Annotated in this window: 22 protein-coding genes; 8 read left to right on the top strand and 14 right to left on the bottom strand. The window is 59.5% G+C overall.

What is annotated here, in order from left to right:
- Window positions 1-66: 66 nt before the first annotated feature.
- The 6 genes from rpmF to rpmB all read right to left on the bottom strand — a co-directional run bounded on the left by rpmF (window position 67) and on the right by rpmB (window position 1,790).
- Window positions 67-234, bottom strand: coding sequence for a 50S ribosomal protein L32 (gene rpmF, locus BTIS_RS01375; RefSeq protein ID WP_094661939.1), 168 nt, complete (start codon window positions 232-234; stop codon window positions 67-69).
- Window positions 234-356 (bottom strand): ribosomal protein bL36, encoded by a 123-nt coding sequence (locus BTIS_RS01370; protein WP_094661937.1) that lies wholly within the window; start codon window positions 354-356, stop codon window positions 234-236. Before BTIS_RS01370 ends, rpmF begins: the two co-directional genes overlap by 1 nt.
- A complete protein-coding gene (locus tag BTIS_RS01365) occupies window positions 353-628 on the bottom strand; it encodes a type B 50S ribosomal protein L31 (RefSeq protein ID WP_094661935.1) in 276 nt (91 codons plus the stop codon). Before BTIS_RS01365 ends, BTIS_RS01370 begins: the two co-directional genes overlap by 4 nt.
- Window positions 629-714: 86 nt before the next feature.
- On the bottom strand, window positions 715-1,020 hold the full coding sequence (gene rpsN / locus BTIS_RS01360; protein ID WP_094661933.1) for a 30S ribosomal protein S14: 306 nt from the start codon (window positions 1,018-1,020) through the stop codon (window positions 715-717).
- An 83-nt stretch (window positions 1,021-1,103) separates the two neighbouring features.
- The gene (rpmG, locus tag BTIS_RS01355) at window positions 1,104-1,274 is read right to left on the bottom strand and encodes a 50S ribosomal protein L33 (RefSeq protein ID WP_094661931.1); all 171 of its coding nucleotides are present in this window, start codon (window positions 1,272-1,274) and stop codon (window positions 1,104-1,106) included.
- Window positions 1,275-1,550: 276 nt separating this feature from the next.
- Window positions 1,551-1,790: a 50S ribosomal protein L28 gene (rpmB, locus tag BTIS_RS01350; RefSeq protein WP_094662073.1), complete on the bottom strand. Its 240-nt coding sequence runs from the start codon at window positions 1,788-1,790 to the stop codon at window positions 1,551-1,553.
- A 170-nt stretch (window positions 1,791-1,960) separates the two neighbouring features.
- Here rpmB and BTIS_RS01345 point away from each other — a divergent pair, with 170 nt between their 5' ends.
- Both BTIS_RS01345 and BTIS_RS01340 read left to right on the top strand, forming a co-directional pair.
- Window positions 1,961-3,253 (top strand): hypothetical protein, encoded by a 1,293-nt coding sequence (locus BTIS_RS01345; RefSeq protein WP_094661929.1) that lies wholly within the window; start codon window positions 1,961-1,963, stop codon window positions 3,251-3,253.
- A 119-nt stretch (window positions 3,254-3,372) separates the two neighbouring features.
- Complete coding sequence (locus tag BTIS_RS01340; protein ID WP_094661927.1) at window positions 3,373-4,287, top strand: metal ABC transporter solute-binding protein, Zn/Mn family; 915 nt, start codon at window positions 3,373-3,375, stop codon at window positions 4,285-4,287.
- Window positions 4,288-4,526: 239 nt separating this feature from the next.
- Here BTIS_RS01340 and BTIS_RS01335 read toward each other — a convergent pair whose 3' ends face one another.
- The 4 genes from BTIS_RS01335 to BTIS_RS01320 all read right to left on the bottom strand — a co-directional run bounded on the left by BTIS_RS01335 (window position 4,527) and on the right by BTIS_RS01320 (window position 9,302).
- Entirely contained in the window at window positions 4,527-5,669 is a 1,143-nt protein-coding gene (locus BTIS_RS01335; protein ID WP_094661925.1) for a toxic anion resistance protein, read from the bottom strand.
- Between the two features lie 104 nt (window positions 5,670-5,773).
- Entirely contained in the window at window positions 5,774-6,874 is a 1,101-nt protein-coding gene (locus BTIS_RS11810; RefSeq protein ID WP_158216804.1) for a substrate-binding domain-containing protein, read from the bottom strand.
- Entirely contained in the window at window positions 6,871-7,584 is a 714-nt protein-coding gene (locus tag BTIS_RS01325; RefSeq protein WP_094661922.1) for a 5-bromo-4-chloroindolyl phosphate hydrolysis family protein, read from the bottom strand. Before BTIS_RS01325 ends, BTIS_RS11810 begins: the two co-directional genes overlap by 4 nt.
- Window positions 7,584-9,302 (bottom strand): vWA domain-containing protein, encoded by a 1,719-nt coding sequence (locus BTIS_RS01320; RefSeq protein WP_094661920.1) that lies wholly within the window; start codon window positions 9,300-9,302, stop codon window positions 7,584-7,586. Before BTIS_RS01320 ends, BTIS_RS01325 begins: the two co-directional genes overlap by 1 nt.
- A 354-nt stretch (window positions 9,303-9,656) precedes the next feature.
- Here BTIS_RS01320 and BTIS_RS01315 point away from each other — a divergent pair, with 354 nt between their 5' ends.
- Entirely contained in the window at window positions 9,657-10,997 is a 1,341-nt protein-coding gene (locus BTIS_RS01315) for an MATE family efflux transporter (RefSeq protein WP_375137755.1), read from the top strand.
- A gap of 53 nt (window positions 10,998-11,050) precedes the next feature.
- A complete protein-coding gene (locus tag BTIS_RS01310; protein WP_420807002.1) occupies window positions 11,051-11,533 on the top strand; it encodes a MerR family transcriptional regulator in 483 nt (160 codons plus the stop codon).
- 6 nt (window positions 11,534-11,539) lie between these two features.
- Here the strand turns inward: BTIS_RS01310 and BTIS_RS01305 are convergent, their stop codons facing one another.
- Together BTIS_RS01305 and BTIS_RS12010 are read right to left on the bottom strand one after the other, a co-directional pair.
- Entirely contained in the window at window positions 11,540-12,124 is a 585-nt protein-coding gene (locus tag BTIS_RS01305) for a sugar O-acetyltransferase (RefSeq protein WP_094662071.1), read from the bottom strand.
- A 312-nt stretch (window positions 12,125-12,436) separates the two neighbouring features.
- Complete coding sequence (locus BTIS_RS12010) at window positions 12,437-13,300, bottom strand: NADPH-dependent F420 reductase (RefSeq protein ID WP_275542034.1); 864 nt, start codon at window positions 13,298-13,300, stop codon at window positions 12,437-12,439.
- Here BTIS_RS12010 and BTIS_RS01295 point away from each other — a divergent pair.
- Together BTIS_RS01295 and BTIS_RS01290 are read left to right on the top strand one after the other, a co-directional pair.
- On the top strand, window positions 13,217-13,750 hold the full coding sequence (locus BTIS_RS01295) for a PadR family transcriptional regulator (RefSeq protein ID WP_094661912.1): 534 nt from the start codon (window positions 13,217-13,219) through the stop codon (window positions 13,748-13,750). The genes BTIS_RS12010 and BTIS_RS01295 overlap by 84 nt on opposite strands.
- Window positions 13,751-14,018: 268 nt before the next feature.
- Window positions 14,019-14,921, top strand: coding sequence for a CTP synthase (locus BTIS_RS01290; RefSeq protein ID WP_245819193.1), 903 nt, complete (start codon window positions 14,019-14,021; stop codon window positions 14,919-14,921).
- A gap of 145 nt (window positions 14,922-15,066) precedes the next feature.
- On the opposite strand, the gene BTIS_RS01285 is transcribed toward BTIS_RS01290, so the two are convergent.
- Window positions 15,067-15,705 carry an NAD(P)-dependent oxidoreductase gene (locus BTIS_RS01285; protein ID WP_094661910.1) on the bottom strand — a complete coding sequence of 213 codons (639 nt, stop codon included), beginning with the start codon at window positions 15,703-15,705 and terminating at the stop codon, window positions 15,067-15,069.
- Between the two features lie 188 nt (window positions 15,706-15,893).
- On the opposite strand from BTIS_RS01285, the gene BTIS_RS01280 reads away from it, so the two are divergent.
- Window positions 15,894-16,232 (top strand): winged helix-turn-helix transcriptional regulator, encoded by a 339-nt coding sequence (locus BTIS_RS01280; protein WP_169713038.1) that lies wholly within the window; start codon window positions 15,894-15,896, stop codon window positions 16,230-16,232.
- A gap of 62 nt (window positions 16,233-16,294) precedes the next feature.
- Here BTIS_RS01280 and BTIS_RS01275 read toward each other — a convergent pair whose 3' ends face one another.
- Window positions 16,295-17,194, bottom strand: a complete 900-nt coding sequence (locus BTIS_RS01275; protein ID WP_094661906.1) for a LysR family transcriptional regulator — start codon at window positions 17,192-17,194, stop codon at window positions 16,295-16,297.
- 198 nt (window positions 17,195-17,392) lie between these two features.
- Here BTIS_RS01275 and BTIS_RS01270 point away from each other — a divergent pair, with 198 nt between their 5' ends.
- Window positions 17,393-18,757 carry an MFS transporter gene (locus BTIS_RS01270; RefSeq protein WP_245819191.1) on the top strand — a complete coding sequence of 455 codons (1,365 nt, stop codon included), beginning with the start codon at window positions 17,393-17,395 and terminating at the stop codon, window positions 18,755-18,757.
- The last annotated feature ends 18 nt before the right edge of the window (window positions 18,758-18,775 follow it).

Below are 18,775 nucleotides of genomic sequence, written 5' to 3'. Positions count from 1 at the left end.
ATGTCTGTTGCAACGTCTGTGATGAATGACCGAAATCCGGTGATTCGTATGATTCTTCAAACTCGATCAGATGTCGAGGTATCCCCTGCGCGCGGCGCTCGCAAGATGATGCGGCACTTGGACTGTGCTGCCGTCCGGGGTGGTCACCGTGGCAAGGTCGACGGGTTTCGTCTTCCAATTGGCGCGGCGTGAATGCGTATTCGCACGTGATTTCCTGACTTTCGGATGTGCCATCAGCCCTGCCTCGCTTTCCAGCGCGGATTCTTCTTATTGATCACATAGGTGTGCCCGCGCCTATGTACGACCACGGATCCTGGCTTGTTGGCCATGGATCGGATCGATGCCTTGACTTTCATGCTTGCTCCTTTCCGGTTCTGCGCCCGTATCGGGCGTTGAACTTCTGCACTTGGCCGGCGGTGTCCAACACCACGTTTTTGCCGGTGTAGAAGGGGTGACTGTAGGAAGTGATCTCCGTGACGACGAGTGGGTAGGTGTTGCCGTCATCCCATTCGATGGTCGGCAGTGTCTGCGCATTGCCGGCAAGGGTGGAACGAGTGAGGAACATCCTGCCGCATGAGTTGTCGCGTACCACAATCGGTCCGTAGACGGGATGAATGTCGTGTCTCATAAGTTTTTGCTTTCTTGTTTTCTTGCTCTCTTGGTGTGTGGGTTTTCCGGTGGCGTTGGGCCGTCGGGTCGTCGTGACGGTAACGGTTACCAGCTTGATTTGACGATGCCGGGCAGATTGCCGGCGTGGGCGAGCTCGCGCATGCGGACGCGCGATACGCCGAATTTGCGAAGGTATCCTCGTGGGCGTCCGTCAATGGAATCACGGTTGCGTAGTCTGGTGGGGCTGGCGTCACGGGGCAGCGCGTGCAACGCCTTCATGGCGGCCTCCCGCTCTTCTGCGCTGACATGCGGATTCACACTGATTGCCTTCAGCTTGGCGCGGCGTTCGGCATATTTCGCTACGGTGCGCTCGCGTTGGCGCTGTTTGGCCATTGCGCTGGTCTTTGCCATTGCTATGTTCCTTGGTATGGGTTGTAGGGGGTATGTGGGGCGTATGGGGTTGTATGTGTTCCCTGTTATGTGGGAGTGGGCGTTTATCGCGTTTCTCGGAATACGACTTTGCGCTTGACGATCGGATCGTATTTCAACAGTTCCAGTCGGTCCGGCGTATTGCGTCGGTTCTTGCGTGTGGTGTAGGTGAATCCGGTGCCTGCGGTGGATCGCAGTGTGATCACCGGACGGATCTCTGATGATTTCCCGGCCATGATGCGGTTCGTTCTTTCTTGAATGATGATGGATGATGCTGGGCGGCGGGTCGGCGCGCAACGACGCGGCTGGTAGCTGTACCGACCACTGTCGTAGGTGATTCAGTTACACGGGTTCCGGTGCTGATTCGATGACGTTCGCCAAAAGAAGGTTGCCGGCCGCTGAAGATGGAAAGGGCGACCGGCAAGTCTGTGATGCTTCCCGGGTCCGGAATGGTGCTTCGGATCCGGAGCTCTCTTCTTAGTGTGATCACACTAAGTATGGGGGTGGAGGAGTTAGGGTTTGATTTCTCCGATGCGGATGAGTTCGGCGATCACGGAGTTGATGCCGCGACGGTCGATGGTCTTGATGCCGCGTGCTGACACGGTGAGCGTGACGCGGCGATCGAGTGATGGCACCCAGTAGGTCTTGCGCTGCAGATTCACGTTGAAGCGTCTGCGTGTTTTGCGGTGCGAGTGGGAGATGCTGTTGCCGACTCCCGCGTGACGCCCCGTGACTTGACAATATTTGCTCATGACTGCCATCATAGCTAATGAGAATCATTATCACAAATTGGTGATTGGAAACCATTCGGTTGGGCAATGGTGACAGCGCTTTGCGACGGATGCGCTTCGGCGTGTCGACACAGGTGCCGGTCTGACTATCGCTCCAATGTGACTCCGATCGTGCCGTAGAAAAGGACGATATGTACAACAATGATGTCGATCGCAATACGCAGGGGGACGCGCCGCTGCCGGATCGTGTGATTCTGCTGACCGGAGCGGAGCGGCTGCCGCGGGACCTGTCGGCGTTCTGCGCTGAAAACGAGAAGGATGTGTGCGTTATCCGCTATCGCGTGGAGCGTGTTGGGGATACGAACGGTGTGAATGGTATGAATGATGCGGATGGTGATCTCTGCATCGTGCGATCAGTGCAGGGTTGCGGTCTGGTGCCGCGCGGCGAGGAACGTTTGCCGATGCGCGAATGCTGCGTCACCTGTGCCATCAAATCCGATGCCGAACGCATGGTCGTCGGTTTGGGCAAGGCCATTCGCCGGTGCGGTGTGCGATCGGGTGTCACGTTTGTCGTGGCACTGCCGATCGGATTGCAAGCGTTTCCGATCGCTCGATACATGGAGGACTGCTTCGCGTTCGCCGACGACATCGGGAGTCATGGTGAGGTGGTGCCGACTCCGCGTGTGTCTTCTGTCGTCTCCACAGTGGATGAGGTGGGGTTGCGAGCCTGTCTGTTTGATGATGCGCCGTTCTCCGTGCGGGCCGATGGTGATGGGGATGTGGATGAGCCGATCGATGACGGTCGTAGTGTCGGAGAGATTCAGGCGACGCTACTGCGTGAGGCGGATCGGTTGCTTGTCGTCTCCGTCGGTTCGGGGGAGACCTACGTGGATTGCGGACTTACATGGATGGAGGAGCTGATCGCCCAGATTCGTGGAGGTGAGGACATGAGTGTCGAACGTGCCTGTGATGCTGACTGGGGTGTCATTGCGGGCGGCCGGTATGATGCCGATGCCGAGCAGCAACGTCTTGATGCGCTGACGTTGCATGCGGAATGTGGCGAGGCGAGTCGGGTGCATGAGCCGGTGCGGCTGATGTGCACATCGGATGGATTCGAGTCGACGATGGTTCACTCGGCCCGGCCCATTCATCCCGGACGGTTGTCCGCTTTGCTCGCCGGATTCGGGGAATCCGGATCGGCGGCCCGTGTGCATATTCGCGGTCATTTCACCGTGCCGACGCGTCCGTTCTCGGTGTTCGTATGGGACGGCGGTCCGGGTGGGGTCTCCATCGAGGAATTGGATAACGCCGATGGTGATCTGCCGTGCATGACCGTATTGCAGGTGGTGTCCGAGAATCATACCGATATTCCGTTGCAGCTGGAATGGCTGCTGCTGACCGATGAGGAAATGCGCGTGCCGGCCGCGTCCTGGTTTGACCAGACTGATGAATTCACGTTGTGGAGTGTGTCGGGAAGCCGATGAACGACACGCTGATGATAATGAATCTCATTTGCGATGTATACTGATCGCCGGAACTGTTGATAACGGATATCAATAGCGATATGAAGGTCTTCTGTACATCACGAAAAATGGAGCATCAGATGAATATGACAGCCATGGTCAAGCGTGTTGCGGCCGGTGCGGCCGCATTGGTGATGGTCGCAGGGCTTGCGGCCTGTGGTAACTCGAACGCCGGCGGTGCTTCGTCGTCGCAGGGCGCCGATGACAAGATCACCGTGGTGGCGAGCATCAACCAGTGGGGGTCCGTCGCCAAGGATCTTGGCGGTGACAAGGTGAACGTCGAATCCATCATGAAGGCCACGAACGTCGAGGCGCATGACTACGAACCGACCTCCGCCGATGTTGCCTCGTTCAACAAGGCGCAGGTGGCCGTGGTCAACGGTGCCGACTACGACCCGTGGGCCAGCAAGGCCGCCGACGCCACCAAGGCCACGGTGGTCGATGCCGCCGAAACCGCAGGTAAGAAGGAAGGCGATAACCCGCACGTCTGGTTCTCCAAGGATGTGCGCGAAAAGACCGCCGACGCCATCACCGCCGCCTATGAAAAGGCCATGCCCGACCAGAAGGACTACTTCGAGCAGCAGCACAAGGCATGGGAGGAGAAGGAGAAGGCGGTCGAGGACAAGATCGAATCCGCCAAGTCCAAGACTCAGGGCGTGCCGTACGCGGCAAGCGAGTCCGTGGCATGGTACCTCGCCGATGATCTCGGCATGACCGACTCCACGACGGACGGCTACAAGAATGCCAGCGCCAACGAGAGCGAACCGTCGCCCGCCGACATCAAGCAGTTCTCTGACGCTCTGGAATCGGGATCCATCAAGGTGTTCGTGCTGAACACCCAGGAGGAGGACTCCACCACCAAGCAGCTGATCGACGCCGCCAACAAGGGCAGCGTGCCCACGGTCGACCTCACCGAGCAGATGCCGCAGGAATACGATGACCTCACTGACTGGATGGGTGCGCTGGTCGACGATTTCGCCAATGCGGTGAAGTGATCGATCAGGAATGTTCGGCCGGTGATAACGCGGTAGAAATCAATCCATCCCTATAAAAATCACACAAGTCGAAAGTACCGAAAATCGACCCTTGCAATTGCAATGGTTTCTCGAGGGTACTTTCGACTTGTGTGATTGTTCTTTTAGGAGAAGGACGCGCGCCGTCCCCAAAAACAACATTGCCGCACAGAACCGATCATGGTTGATCGTCGTTCTGTGCGGCAATGAGACTAATATGCTTACCGCCCCAGGGACTGGGCGTTCTCGATCAGCGCGGTCTTCAGATCGCCCTCAAGCTGGCGCATCTTCACCTCGGCGGCCTCACGGTTGGCCTTGCCTTCGCGCTGGATCTGCACGGTCTCGCGCAGTGTGGCGATCAGCTCCGAGTTCACCTTCTCGAGTGTTTCGATATCCACCACGGAACGCTGGTTTGCCTTCTCGGCCTCCACCGCGCCCTGATGCAAGGCGCGGGCGTTGGACTGAATGAGGCGGTTGGTCAAATCATCGGTCTTCTTCTGCAGCTCAAGCGCCTGACGCTGGTTCTCCAGACCGAGCGCGATCACCATCTGGCTCTTCCACACCGGGATCGTGGTGGAGATCGTCGTGTCGATCTTGTCGCACACCATCTGATCGGCATTCTGGATGATCTTGATCTGCGGTGCGGTCTGCAGGCAGATCACGCTCACGCGGTCGAGATCGTCCAGACGCTTGGCGAACCGCTCCAGCTTGGCCTTGAAGTCGGAAAGGATCTGCGCCTGCATCGGGTCCTGCGACGCCTTGGCCTGCTCCTCGAGCTTGGGCAGCTGGTTCGTGTTGAAGTCGTCGAGGGCTTTCTTGCCGGCGAGCACGGTGATCTTGAGATCGCGGTACTGCTCGGCGTTGCGGTCGTACATGGTGTTGAACATGCTGATGTCGCTGGTCAGCTGGCTCTGTGCGCGCTCGAGCTGGCTGACGATGTCGTCGATCTGCGACGACACCTTCTCGTACCGGCGACGAAGCTTGGCGATGTTCACGGCGATGGTACCGAGGATCGGAACCTTCTTCACGCCACTGAGTTCGGCCTCGTCCACAGTGGTCAGCAGACCCTGCAGCAGTTCGCCGGCCTGCCCGGCGTCCTTGGAACGGGTGCGTGAGAGAATGTCGTCGGCGAAGGTCGAGGTGGCGCGCTGCACATCCTTGCCATAGGAGGACTCGATGCCCGAGCGCGTCAGATCAAGCGACTCCGCCAACTGGACGACACGTGCCTGATCGGCTTCGCTCAGCCGGGCGATCTGCGAATCGGGGGTGACGGCGAGGTTCTCGTCGGCCGGGGTGCTGGTGGTCAGATCGGCGCTTGTCGACTGGCTGGAGCCGGCGAGATCGCTCAGGGATATTTCCTTCATGTCGTGTTTCCTTTCATCAAGTCCGAGTCATCGAGTCCCAACAACCACAGCATCGTGGAACGATCATTCGGATCGGTATATCGGTATTGGATATCGGCCTCGCGTCAGCCCTGCTGCTTTTGCAGTATGCCGATGATCGCCTGCATGGCGTCGCTGCTCGGCAGTTCGGTCACCGAGGTCACCTGATCCACGGTTCCGGGCACGCCGAAGCGCTTGATGCCGTCGGTGCCGCTGAAGTTGGCGGAACGGAATCCGTGCTGCTGCCATGCGAGCTTCTGCACATCATCGCTCTTCAGCAGCGTGAGCAGCTTGCGACCCTTGTCGTCGAGCGGAATCAGCATATGCGTGCTCCACACGGTGGGGGTGGGGTAGACGATCACGATGTCGTCCTTCACCTGCTTCCATGCGTCGGGCTGGTTGACCGCAAGGTCGAGGACCTGATTCTCGTAGCCGATCATCATGGGCTTCGATCCCACGCCGAGCGTCAGGAACTGGTTGAAGCTGTCCTCCGAGCTCGAATCCATCCAGCCGGACTTGCCGAAGATGGTCTGGAGCGTGGCGCTATCGCGCTGTACCGAATCGGTGGTGGCGGGCTGTCCTCCGTTGAGGACGGTGGCCACGAGCGCCGCGTATTCGTTGCCCGAATTCGACTTCACAGGGTCGGTGGAGTCGATGCGGAAGGAGCCGTATCCGCCGTTCCAGCCGACATCGGCCCAGGTCTTGTTGTTCTTCATGGCGTCCACGGCCTTGGCCATGTCGATGTGGTAGACGCCGTTCTCCTGACTCATCATGCCGCTGCCGACCAGCGCGTCGGCCACCTGCTTGTGCGTGTAGATCACGATCGGGCTGTTGAACACGATGTCCGCGCTGGATGTGTCGATGTTCTGGGCCTTGCCGTATTCCACGGCCACCTTGGACGAGGGGAACAGATAGCTCATGCCGTTGCGGTCGGCGGTCATCATGTCAAGCGATCCGGCCTTGCGATAGTCGACGTCGAGTCCGTTCTTCTTCGCCAGCTCGGTGAACTTCTGATCCTCGAACAGGCTGATCTTCTCACCGCCGAGGTATCCGGTCACCGTTTCGGTCTTGACCGGCTGCGGAGCGTTCTTCTGCTGCCATCCGCGGAATGCCACGGCACCGCAGATGACCAGCACCACGACCAGAAGTGCGGCGAGACCTATGATCTTTGTTTTTCCGAGTTTCAACGATTCCCTCCCTGCGCATTGCCGTTGCCTGCAAAGCCGTTATTCGCACTACCGGCGCCACCGGCACCGCTATTACCGACCGCGTCCATATCATTCTGCGAATTCTGCGTGTATCCATCCAGACTGGCCAGACGCACGATCGCGTCGGAATCGGCGGACAGCGCGAGCGTCTTGGACTCCACGGCGCGTGACAGTTCGCCGGCCGCGGTCTGTTCAAGCACCTGCAGCGCCTCGATGGTTTCGGATCGTGCCTTGGCGATCTGATCGGTGGCGCCGGACTGCTCGACCTCCACGTATCCGCGCAGCAGCTTTTCGGTCTGCACACCGTACACGTTGACGTAGTGGCGCAGCGTGTCGTACGACTGGGGATTGGATTCCACGAACTGCACGAGCGCACGCGTGGCCACGGCGAAGTCGTCGACCTCCTTGCCTACGAGCTGGTCGCGTACCTGGGAGCGCAGTCCGCCGATGGTGCTGAGGTTCGCGTTGGCTGCGTCGATGGCCTCCACGGCCTTCTGGCCGTTGGGGATCGCGGAGGCCAGCACCTGACCGAGCTTGCGCTCGGGCTGGGTGAGAAAGCTCACGCCCACGTATCCGGCCGCGGCCAGAATGACCGCCACGATGATGCCGGGGATCCCGCCCCCGCAGATCCAGAATCCCAGCAGGGCGAGCAGCAGACCCGCTACGAAGCTGACGATGATGCTGAGCATCAGTTGTATCCCTTCACCTGACGGAACACGGTGGCGAGATCCTCGCTGCGTCCGTCGAACACCTTGGCGTTCGACAGGGAGGCCAGTTCCTGAAGCTGGCTGGGATCGGCCTCGCCGAACATGATCGAGAAGATCGGCACCTCATGGCCATTGGACTTGTAGTCGGCCGTGAAGGCGTCCTTGTTGCTGGTCTGGGACTGGCCGTCGGTCATCAGCACGATCGCCGTGGTGTACTTGGAAAAGTCATCGGGCATGTTGCTCTGCAATGCCGCCTGAAGACCCGCATAGATGTCGGTGCCGCCGGTGGGCATGGTGTCCGATCCCTTATTGAGGATGGCGCTCGTGTCGGTGCCGGTGGTCTTGGTGGGGCTGAATGCGTCGGAGGAGAACGGGATGAATACGTTCACATCCTCATTGCCGGGCTCGATGTGAGCCTGCTTGGCCTGATCGGGGTTGAGCGCCGCGTTGAGTCCCTTCACCACGCCGTCCTTGCCGGTGCCGGTCATCGAACCCGAGTAGTCCACCACCCATACGGTCCAGCTGGGCTTCCTGAGGATGCTCTGGTAGATGTCCAGCGACGCGTTGATGACGTCAGCCGCAGGCATGGGGATGGTCTTGAGCGCTTCCGATGTGGTGTTGATGCCCCATTCGGAGCGGAAGGAATCCTTCACCTTGGCGTCGCTGGCGTACGTGAGCACGCCACCGAGACCGGTGCGACGGCCGGCCTGCTCGAACAGAAGCTTGGCCTCCTTGGACTGCAGGGCCTTGCTGAAGTCGCCGAACGCCGTATCGTTCTTCTGGCCGCGATCCACGTAGCCGAGCGGCGAATCGGAGACGGCGATGCCGTCGGCGGGGTAGATGGCCACCAGCGGATCCTTGCCGTTCTTGGTGAGCTGCTTGTTGGCCTGGATCACCAGCGATTCGTAGTTGACCATGGCGTCGAAGCGGTCGGGGTTGGCCACGACCATGTCCTTGAGCCAGTCGGAGGATCCGGATGAGCGGTCCACGCCCGACAGCAGCGTCTTCACCGAATTCTGCACGTTCGCGTTGTTGAGATCATCCTTGGTGAGCGCCTGGCCGGTCTTGGCGATGGCGGTCAGGAACGCCAGATAGGCGGATGCGCCAGAGTTCGACTGGGTCGCGCTGGTCATCGAGAACTTCAGCTGACCCGCCTTCACAGCGTCGATGAGGTCGGTGGTGGCGACGGCCTTGGTCTTGCCGTCGTTGTCCGCCCAACCGAGGCTTTGCGCGGTCTTCTTCTCAATGCCGAACACGATCGGCGTGGTCGACGTGCTCTGCGCGTTCTTGACGATGTGCTTGGTGTCGCCCATCGAGATCCACATGCTCGACGCCGGCCAGACGGCATCGTAGTCACCGCCGCCGTTCGAGAGGGTGTTCATGATGTCGAGCGAACCCATGTAGTCGAGCGTCACGGCCACCTTGGAATCGTCGACGGCCTTCTGGATTGCGCCGGCCACCTCACGGTTCTCGGAACCGGATGCGATCTTCAACGTGGCGGTCGGGGAGCCGGACTTCGGCTTGAACTCCTGGGTCTTGACGTCTCCCGAGGTTGGATCGGAGGAGTATCCGTCGACGTTGACCGAAGAGTTTGACTGCCCGTTCGTGTTCGAGTTATTGTTGCCGGCCGCGCAACCGGTCAGCAACATGGCCATGGCGATCATCAGCGCCACCACCGGAGCCATACGGGCTTTCAACATGTGTGTTATCGATGCGGTCTGTGGTCCGAACATCTCATCTCCCCTGCTGAGGTCTTCCTGTCGTCCATTCGCAGGAAAGACACATATCCATATTCCTATTGTCGATCGTTCACATGGCGTACGGGGGCTATGAATATGACGCATGGGTAAACAATGAATGTACAGAGAGTGACGCGTGGAGTTTCCTTATGGAAATTACACAATGCGAACGATTGCACCATAATACAGGCAATTGACAGGCGATTGGCACAATCGATACGCAATCGATACGGGGGGGGGGAAAGATGGACGGCAGTAGCGTCCGCGAGGCACGAGTGTGGAGTACAGTGACATTCCGTGGTTCGCATGCATACGATGAAACGGGCGAGTGCCGACGACAAATACCGCGAGATGACCGCCAGCCCGATCAGGCCGCTGATCCTGCGACTGTGTCTGCCCGCCGTGATCTCCAATCTGGTCACCACGGCCTACAATCTCACCGACACGTTCTTCATCGGTCAGCTGGGTACCTCGCAGTCGGGTGCGATCGGCATCGCGTTCTCGATCATGACCGTGCTGCAGGCCATCGGATTCTTCTTCGGCAACGGCGCGGGCAATTCCATGAGCCGTGAGCTGGGCAAACGCAACAACGAACGTGCATCACGGCTGCTGGCGATCGGGTTCGTCGGTTCGGTGCTCTGCGGACTGACCGTGACGATCATCGGACTGTTGACATTGCGATCATTGGTGATGATGCTCGGCTCCACCGCAACCATCGCGCCGTACGCCGTGCAGTATCTCACGCCGATCCTCATCGCCGCCCCCTGCGTGTGCGGCTCGTTCTCGCTCAACGGCCTGCTGCGGTACCAGGGGCAGTCGGCGTTCGGCATGATGGGCCTGGTGACCGGCGCGCTGCTGAATTTCCTGCTGGCACCCTTGTTCATCTTTGTGTTGGGTCTGGGTATCTTCGGTGCCGGCCTGGCCACGGGCATTTGCCAGACGGTGAGCTTCCTCATCCTCACGACGATGAGTCGCCGTTTTGGTGTGATCCGTCTGTCGTTGCGCAACTGCCGGCCGAACGTACTGCTGCTGCGCGAGATCATCGGAGGCGGACTGCCGTCGCTGGTTCGGCAGAGCGCCGGTTCGATAGCCGCCACCTGCGTGAACATCGCGGCCAATCCGTTCGGGGATGCGGCCATCGCGGGCATGGCCATCGTCATGCGCATCATGCTCGGCGCGAACTCGATCATCATCGGACTCGGTCAGGGATTCCAGCCCGTCTGCGGATACAACTACGGTGCCGGCAAATTCGATCGCGTGCGTCAGGCCTACTGGTTCTGCGTGAAACTCGCCACCGGCGTGCTGCTGGCGCTCGCCGTGCTGATCTGGTCGTTCGCGCCGCAGCTGGTGGAGGTCTTCCGTTCCGATCCCGCCGTGGTGGCGGTGGGCGTGGCCGCGTTGCATTTCCAATGCGCCACGGTGGTGACCAACGGCGTGAACATGATGGGCAACATGATGAGTCAGACGTTGGGCAAGACCGGCATCGCATCCTTCCTGGCCGTCTGCCGCACAGGCCTGTTCCTTGCTCCCGCCGTGTTGATTTTGCCGCATTTCCTCGGCGTACTGGGCGTGGAGATGGCGCAGTCCGTGTCCGATATTCTCACGTTTGCGGTCACCATTCCCATTCAGCGGGTCATCCTCAAGTCGCTGCGGTAAACGTGATTGACTTCAAGCGCTCGAAGTCCCTACATTCAAAAGGTATGAGCACCGTGAACAACACAACCGCATGGCATACCATCCGCGAGGCGTCGTTGATTTCGGGACTGCCGGAGTCCACGTTGCGCTATTACGAACAGGTCGGCATCATTCCGCCGATCGCTCGGGATCCGAGTTCCGGACATCGTGCATATTCCAACGCCGATATCGAACGACTGACCACGATTTCGTGTCTGGCGTCCACGGGCATGCCGCTCGACGCCATGCGAGAGTATCTCGCCAATGCCACCGAGGGGGCCGCCGGTGCCCGTCGCCAGATGGAACTGCTTGATGCGCAGGCCCTGCGACTGGCGGCCAGGGCCGAGGTCATTCGCATGCAGCAGGCGTACGTGTCGTTCAAGACGCTGTACTGGCGGGCCATTGCGGAGGGGAGGGATGACGACGCCCGCCGTCTGTTGGAGGAGAACTCCGACATCGTGGACAAGGTCAAGCATTTGCAGGCCGAGGGCAAGGCCAGTGGCGGCGTCGGGCGCTGATGGCGGTCAGCGTGCGCCGGGACCGAGATTCAGTCGGTCCGCCTCGGTGATCTGGCGAATCACGCGGGCCGGCACTCCACCGACGATCACGCTGTCTGGCACGTCTCTGACCACCACGGCACCCGCTGCGATGATGCTGTTCGAACCGATCGTCACGCCGCCGACGATGGTCGCGCCGCCGCATACCCACACGTTGTCGCCGATCGTCACGGGCAGCGAATGCTCCCATCCCGCCGTGCGCTCCTCCGCGTCGAAGACGTGCTCGGGGGTATAGATGCCGATGTTCGGGCCGAACCATACGTTGTCGCCGATGGTCACCCGTGCGCAATCGAGGATGCAGCAGCCAGTGTTGGCATAGAAATTGTCGCCCACGGAGATGTTGTAGCCGTAATCGCAGTTGAATACGGATTCGATCCAACAGTTCTTGCCTGCATGGCCGAAGAGTTCACGAATGATACGTTCGCGTTCGGCGCGCTTGGTGGGACGCATCATATTGAAGTCGTACAACAGGTCCTTGGCGCGTTCCCGCTCGGCGTCGAGTTCGGGATCGATGCTGGTGTAATACTCGCCGACGAGCATAAGTTCCTTCATGCTCGCTCCGTTGCGTGTGATGTGTTCGCTCATGTCGATCATGATAACGCGGAATGTGTACGAACGTACATATTCGCGCTGCATGGACGAAACGGTTCGTCCACGTGAAATAACGGGCTGGAAAAGACGAAATCTGTAATTCGTAGTGGTTTACGGAAGTTTCTGTGTCTCAAAGCGTCCGTAAACCACTACGAATTGTCGGAACCGTCTTTTTCAGCCCGTCAAATGCTCGGTACGGGGCATCGAGTTGTTTCCCGAATACCCTTATCTTGATCTCCGAAGAGGGAACGCTGATCCGGCCATGGTCAGCTATTACTTCACAACCTTGAAGCCGCCGGTCCACGGGGTCTGCTCGGTCACGCCGAGGATGATCTGCAGGGCGCCGTAGCCTTCGAGGTACTGGGCGCGCTTGAGCGGGCCGGCGTCCACGGTCTTCAGACCGGCGCCCTCAATGAATGCGGCGACGGCCTTCTTGGCGTTTTCGTCGTCGGAGGCCAGCTGTGCCACGGTCGGTGCGCCGTCGATGACGCCGGCGGCCAGCGTGGCGGCGAAGTTGGTGTTGAACGCCTTGACGATCGTGGACTGCGGAAGCTTGCCGGCCAGGTATTCGGCGGCGGACTGTGCGCCCTTCGGCAGGGCCAAGTCGAAGGTACCGAAGTCGATCGGGTTCGACGGATCGACGATGGTCTTACCGGCCAGCTGGTCGCCGTAGGCGGCGATGACGTCGTCGTATGCGGGGAACGGCAGGGCGAGCACGACGATGTCGCCGGCGATCTCGGCGGTGCCGAACTTCGCGCCGGTAACGCCCTCCGCCGCTGCGGAGGCCTTGTCGGGATTGCGGTCGATGACCTGCACAGTTGCTCCGGCCTTGACCGCGATGCCCGCCACTGCGGATCCGATGTTGCCTGCGCCGAAGATGGTGATGGTGCTCATGATGTGTTCCTTTCCACATGTTGTGTGTATTGAGTCAACAGCTTGTATCTCGCTTCGACATATCTCTAATCGAGGTATTTCGAAGTGTTGGTTATGACTATATACCTCGAATAGAGATATGTCGAAACGCGGCGTGTCGAAACGAGGTATTATGAAGTCATGAGCCTGATAGAAATGATGATTCTGGGGTTTCTTTCGGAGAAATCCATGTGCGGATACGAACTGCGCAAAAAAATGGAACAACTGCAGGGGTACGCGAGAAAATTCAGCGATGGCGCAATCTACCCCGCGACGGCGAGGCTGACCAAGGCCGGTCTGATTTCGGAACGGTCGGAGCCTCGCGATGGGCGTCAGCGTCGCGTGTTCACACTGCTGGATGCCGGCCGCGATCGGCTGATCGAGGAGCTGAAGAACACCAGTGGTTTCAACCTCACCGATATCACGCGATGGACGGTCGTGCTCACGTTCCTCTCCGTGGTGCCCGATAAAGCTGACCGCGATGCCGTGCTTCGTCGTCGATACGACCTGCTGAGCCGTCAGGATGTCCACTTCTTCTACTGCGACGCTGGCAACCCGCTATCGATCGATCAGATCGACGACCCCTACCGTCGAGGCATTATCCGCGTGCACGACGCCGAGATCGCCGCCGAACTCGACTGGCTGCGTGGCGAACTCGATCTGAGCTCGATCTGACAGCGCCGGCGGAATGACATCACGGGCTGAAAAAGACGTTCTCGCCGATTCGTAGTGGTTTCCGGACGTTTCTGCGCTTCAAAACGTCCGTACACCACTACGAATTGCCAAAACCGTCTTTTTTGGCCAGTAAAATGCCGAGTACGGGGGTCAACGGGGGAATTGGGCGGCGAGTTGATTTCCCGAATGCCTCTAATCTCGATATATGAGGAACCATCAGTCGCTGGAAAAGCTCTTCGCCGCCGCCCGACAAGAGCAACGATGCGCAATGCCGCTCAGTGACGCGGACATCAAAGCGGTGTCTCGTCGTGTGCTGACCGGCGATATTGTACGGGTGGACCGTGGCCTATATGCCGAGACCGAATATTGGGAAAAGTTGAGTGGACATGACAAGACTCGTCATGTGGTTCGTGCGTTGGCCAAGAAGCATCCGACGTGGGTGTTCTGCGGTCCCACCGCAGCCATTATGCATAGGCTGGATTGCTCCTATCGATTGTTGCTCCCGATTTGCATCGTTGCCAAACCCGGGACGCATTATCGCAATACGAATCGTCTGGCCCACTATCCCATGGCGCATCCCGATATCGTTATCGTCGATGGCGTACAGGTGACCGATGTGTTGCGTACGCTGTTTGATTGCGCCGCCCGTCTGCCGCTTCGCGATGCCGTTGCCCCATTGGACTGCGCTCTGCGCATTGGTCTGGTAGAGCAGAATGTGCTGAATGCCTATCCTGAGTCAGTGAAATATACGAGAAGGCGTAGCGCGGTGCGGCATGCGTTCGATCGTGCGGATGGTCGAAGTGAGAATGGAGGCGAATCGGAGGCGAGGGCTGTGTTCGATATGGTGGGCCGCCCCGTACAGGATGTGCAGGCTGTTTTCCCCTGTCTGGATGTTGCAAATCGTACGCATCGCGTGGATTTCCTATGGATTCGTGATGATGGTACGAAAGTCGCCGGTGAATTCGACGGCACAAGAAAGTACGTGGATCCGAACATGACGGGGCGGAAGACAATTCGTGAGGTGGTGGATGAGGAGCGGCGGCGTCAGCAGTGCCTTGCAAGACAGGGCGTTGACACGATCCGCTTCTACTACAACGAACTCAACAATCCATCGGCGTTGATCCGCAAATTGGATGATGCCCGGATACCTGTTCGCGGAGGTGCAGGGTAAATTACGGGCCGAAAAAGACGGTTTTGCCGATTCGTAGTGGTGTACAGACGTTTTGAGGCGTAGAAACGTCCGCAAACCACTACGAATTACGGATTTCGTCTTTTTCAGCCCGTAGGTTGGGCGGCGAATCGGCTTGTCGCTGTCGCTACCAGCGGACGGAGATGCGCTCGCCGACGTGGGCGTGATCGGCATCCGCGGTCGCCTCGTCGATGATGGCGATGGCGTAGTCGGCGTAGCTGATCTCGCTCTTTCCGTCCTCATCCGTCGTCAGCTCCTCGCCGGTCAGCACGTAGCTGCCCGTGCGATCGCCGTCGGCGAGGAACTCGGCGGCGGGGGAGACGAACGTCCAGCGCACATCATCGCGCTTGCGGATCTCGTCGAGTGCGGCACCCTGCGCCTTCGACAGCGGCACGTATTCGTCGGGGAATTCCGGGGTGTCGAACAGCTGCAGCGTATGCTCCGGATTGACGTACAGGCTGCCGGCGCCTCCAACGACGATCAGTCGGGTGTCCGTTCCGGAGAGGATATCGGCCAGATGGTTGATCGACGTGGAATGCTGGTCGAGCGTGTCCGGCGTCCATGCGCCGAAGGCGTCTACGACTACGTCGAAGTCGGCGAGATCGGCGGCGGTCAGGTCGAACAGATCCTTGACGATGGCGTGCTGTGCGACGGTGCGGTTCTCGCCGCGCACGACCGCGGTGACGTCGAGACCGCGATCCACGGCCTCCTTGACGATGAGGCGTCCGGCCTTGCCGTTGGCTGCGATGACTGCGATTCGGGTCATGGGATTCTCCTTTACGGTTACTTCATGGGTATTCGTTCGTTGTTTGCTTTCCGTATGACGGTGGTGTTTCCGTCGACAATTCAGTAGATTATTGATATATGGTTCATAAAGGAAGAAGGCACCATAAAGTGCCATAGTTACCTTTTGGAAACCATTGAATGATTGCAACGATTATCGGGAGGTTGACAATGCCGACTTTGGAACAGCTTCCGGCGTGTCCCGTGGAAACCACGCTCACGCTGATCTCCGACAAATGGAAGATGCTTATCGTGCGTGATCTGCTGGACGGCACCAAGCGGTTCGGCGAACTCCGCCGATCCATCGGCAATATCTCGCAGAAGGTACTGACGTCGAATCTGCGGCAGATGGAGGAGGACGGTCTGGTGAATCGCAGGGTCTACGCCGAAGTGCCTCCGAGGGTGGAATATTCGCTCACCGACACCGGTCGCAGTCTGAAGCTCGTGGTGGACGCCATGTGGCAGTGGGGAGAACAGTATAAGGAGCGGCTCGCCGCCGAACTCGACTAAAACTGGCGGCTGGCGGCGGAGTCGAATCCTGTCCGGGATTGATCCGCCTCTCCTATGCACCACTACGCGCCGCGCATGCCATTGAGCTCGCGGATGCGCTCGACGAAGTCGCGCACCTGCGGTTCGGGATGGAGTGCGTACAGCAGTCCATACGATAATTCGACGGGTTCCGGCCAGTCCACGGCGACATTGACAAGTTGCGGATGCACACCGTCCCACATCGGTTTGGTGATGAGCAGATCGCCGATCTGCGCGCACTGGTTGGACACGTCAAGGTCGTAATGGTCGATATCCACGAGTTCGATGCCGGAATGCCGTTCGAGCATGTCCCGGGCGTGATCATTGCCGCCATGATGACGTCGGATGATGCGAACTCGTTCGCCTTGAAGATCGTCGAGTGTGACGCGGGGGAGTCTTGCGAGCCGATGCTCGCGCGGAACGGCGATGCATAGCGGCTCGACGGCAAGCGTCAGCGTATTGCAGACACCGTGCCATGATTCGGCGTCGAACGCGGTGGAGATCATATCGACCTGTTCGCCGAGATGCGTGATGATGTCGTCGATGGACTGGCGATCGTCGGGCATGGAGACGAGTTCCAGACGGATCTGCGGGTGCCGTCGGGCGTCGCGTTGCCACAGATCGAGGATGCGGCGTCCGGAACGGAGCATCGATACGCCGAGACGAATAGGGTCGGACGCTGATTCAGCGCGATTGCGGACCCGACGCAGAATCTCCCGACATCGGTCGATGATCGGCAATGCATCCGCTACGAACCCCTCGCCTGCGGCGGTGAGCCTGACGCCGCTTCGTGACCGATCGAACAGTGTGATGCCATATTCCTGCTCGAAGGTGTTCACCTGTTTGACCACCGCCGGCGTGGAGATATGCAGCTGACGGCCCGCCCTGGCGAAGCTGCCGAGTTCCGCGGCGGCGATCACCGCGTCGAGTCGTCGATCGTACATGTTGCCTCCTGAATATCCTCCATGAACCAATGGTTTATGATCCGTCAACCAAAACCGTTTACTAATGGCTGTTTTCCGCGGTTCTTGCGTCATAGTATATCTGCTGCGATAACCAGATGAATATACGATGCCGAAGGGCGAGGGGTGAGTGCTGCGGCAATGATGGAGGCGAGGGAAACGATGGAGTCGAGAGACGGTATGAAGACGATGACTGGTATGGGGACACGGGCGGGAGGCTCGGCGCTGGCGACCACGGTTGCGGCGTCGGTCGCGTCGTTCCTCGTCGGCATGGACGTGCTCATCGTGAACGTGGCGTTGCCGACCATCGCGCGTGATCTCGGCGGGGACATGGCCACCCAGCAGTGGGTGGTTGACGGCTACAGTCTGCTGTTCGCCGCATTGCTGCTGTTGTGCGGCAATCTTTCCGATCGCTGGGGTGCCAAACGTGTGTTTGTGTTCGGCGCGACGCTGTTTGCCGCCGCATCGCTGTTCAGCTCATTTGCCTGGTCGATGATGGTGCTTGTTGTTGGACGCTGTCTGCTTGGCGTGGCATCCGCGCTGATTCTGCCGGCATCGATGGCGCTGATCAACGAAGCGAATCCCGAACCGAGACGTCGCGCATGGGCGCTCGCCCTATGGGGTGCCGGCGGAGCGAGCGCCTCCGCTGTGGGGCCGTTGCTCGGAGGTCTGTTGACGCCGATCCATTGGAGTCTGGTCTTTGCGATCAACGTGCCGTTCTGCCTGCTTGTGTTGGTGCTCGCAGTACGCATCGCGCCTTCGCCGCGTCGAATCAAACCGTTCGATTGGGTGGGGCAGACGTTGGCGTTGCTCGGTTTCGTGCTGTTCATTGCCGGGATTATCGAGATCGGCTCGCTCGGCGTTTCGTCACTCCGTGCGTGGGGGCTGTTTGGGGCCGGCGTGGTCGCATTGGTGGCGTTTGTGATCTCCCAGGCTCGAGTTCGTGCGCCAATGATGCCATTGCGACTGTTCCGCATTCGTGGCATGCAGGTGGCATTGATGATCGGTTTTGTGATGATCTTCAACTGGTATGGCATGGTGTTCATCTGCACGATGTTTCTGCAGACCGAACTCGGCATGGGCGCGTTCGCAGCAGGTCTTGTGTTCGTGCCGAGTGCGTTCGTCACGATCTTCGGCAACCTCATCGGCGGTCGGATCATCACCGCGCATGGTTCGAAGTTTTCGATCACGATGGGACTTTCGATCATGATCGTCGGATTCCTGTTCGAATTCCTCTATCCTGCGCCCATTCCCGTGTGGGTGATCGCGACTGGTCTGAGTGTAGTCGGATTCGGCGCGGCGATCACCACGCCCGCCGCGGCCGGTGTGGTGCTCAAGAGCGTGGATGCGGCACAGGCTGGCATCGCGTCGGCCATGTTCAACACGTTCCGTCAGGTCGGCGGTTCGGTCGGCGTGGCGGTGTTCGGTGTCGTCGCCACGTTTCTGCCGTCGCTCACACTGGCTCTGAGGGCGGTGTTTCTGGCGTCGGCCGCGCTGCTTGCGTGTATTCTCGTTTTCGAGCTATTGCGTTGGGGTGACCGCTGAAGTCCTGGTATGCCTGCA

The sequence above is a fragment of the Bifidobacterium tissieri genome, assembly GCF_002259645.1.
GTDB lineage: Bacteria > Actinomycetota > Actinomycetes > Actinomycetales > Bifidobacteriaceae > Galliscardovia > Galliscardovia tissieri.
This window is presented reverse-complemented; position numbering and strand designations above follow the sequence as displayed.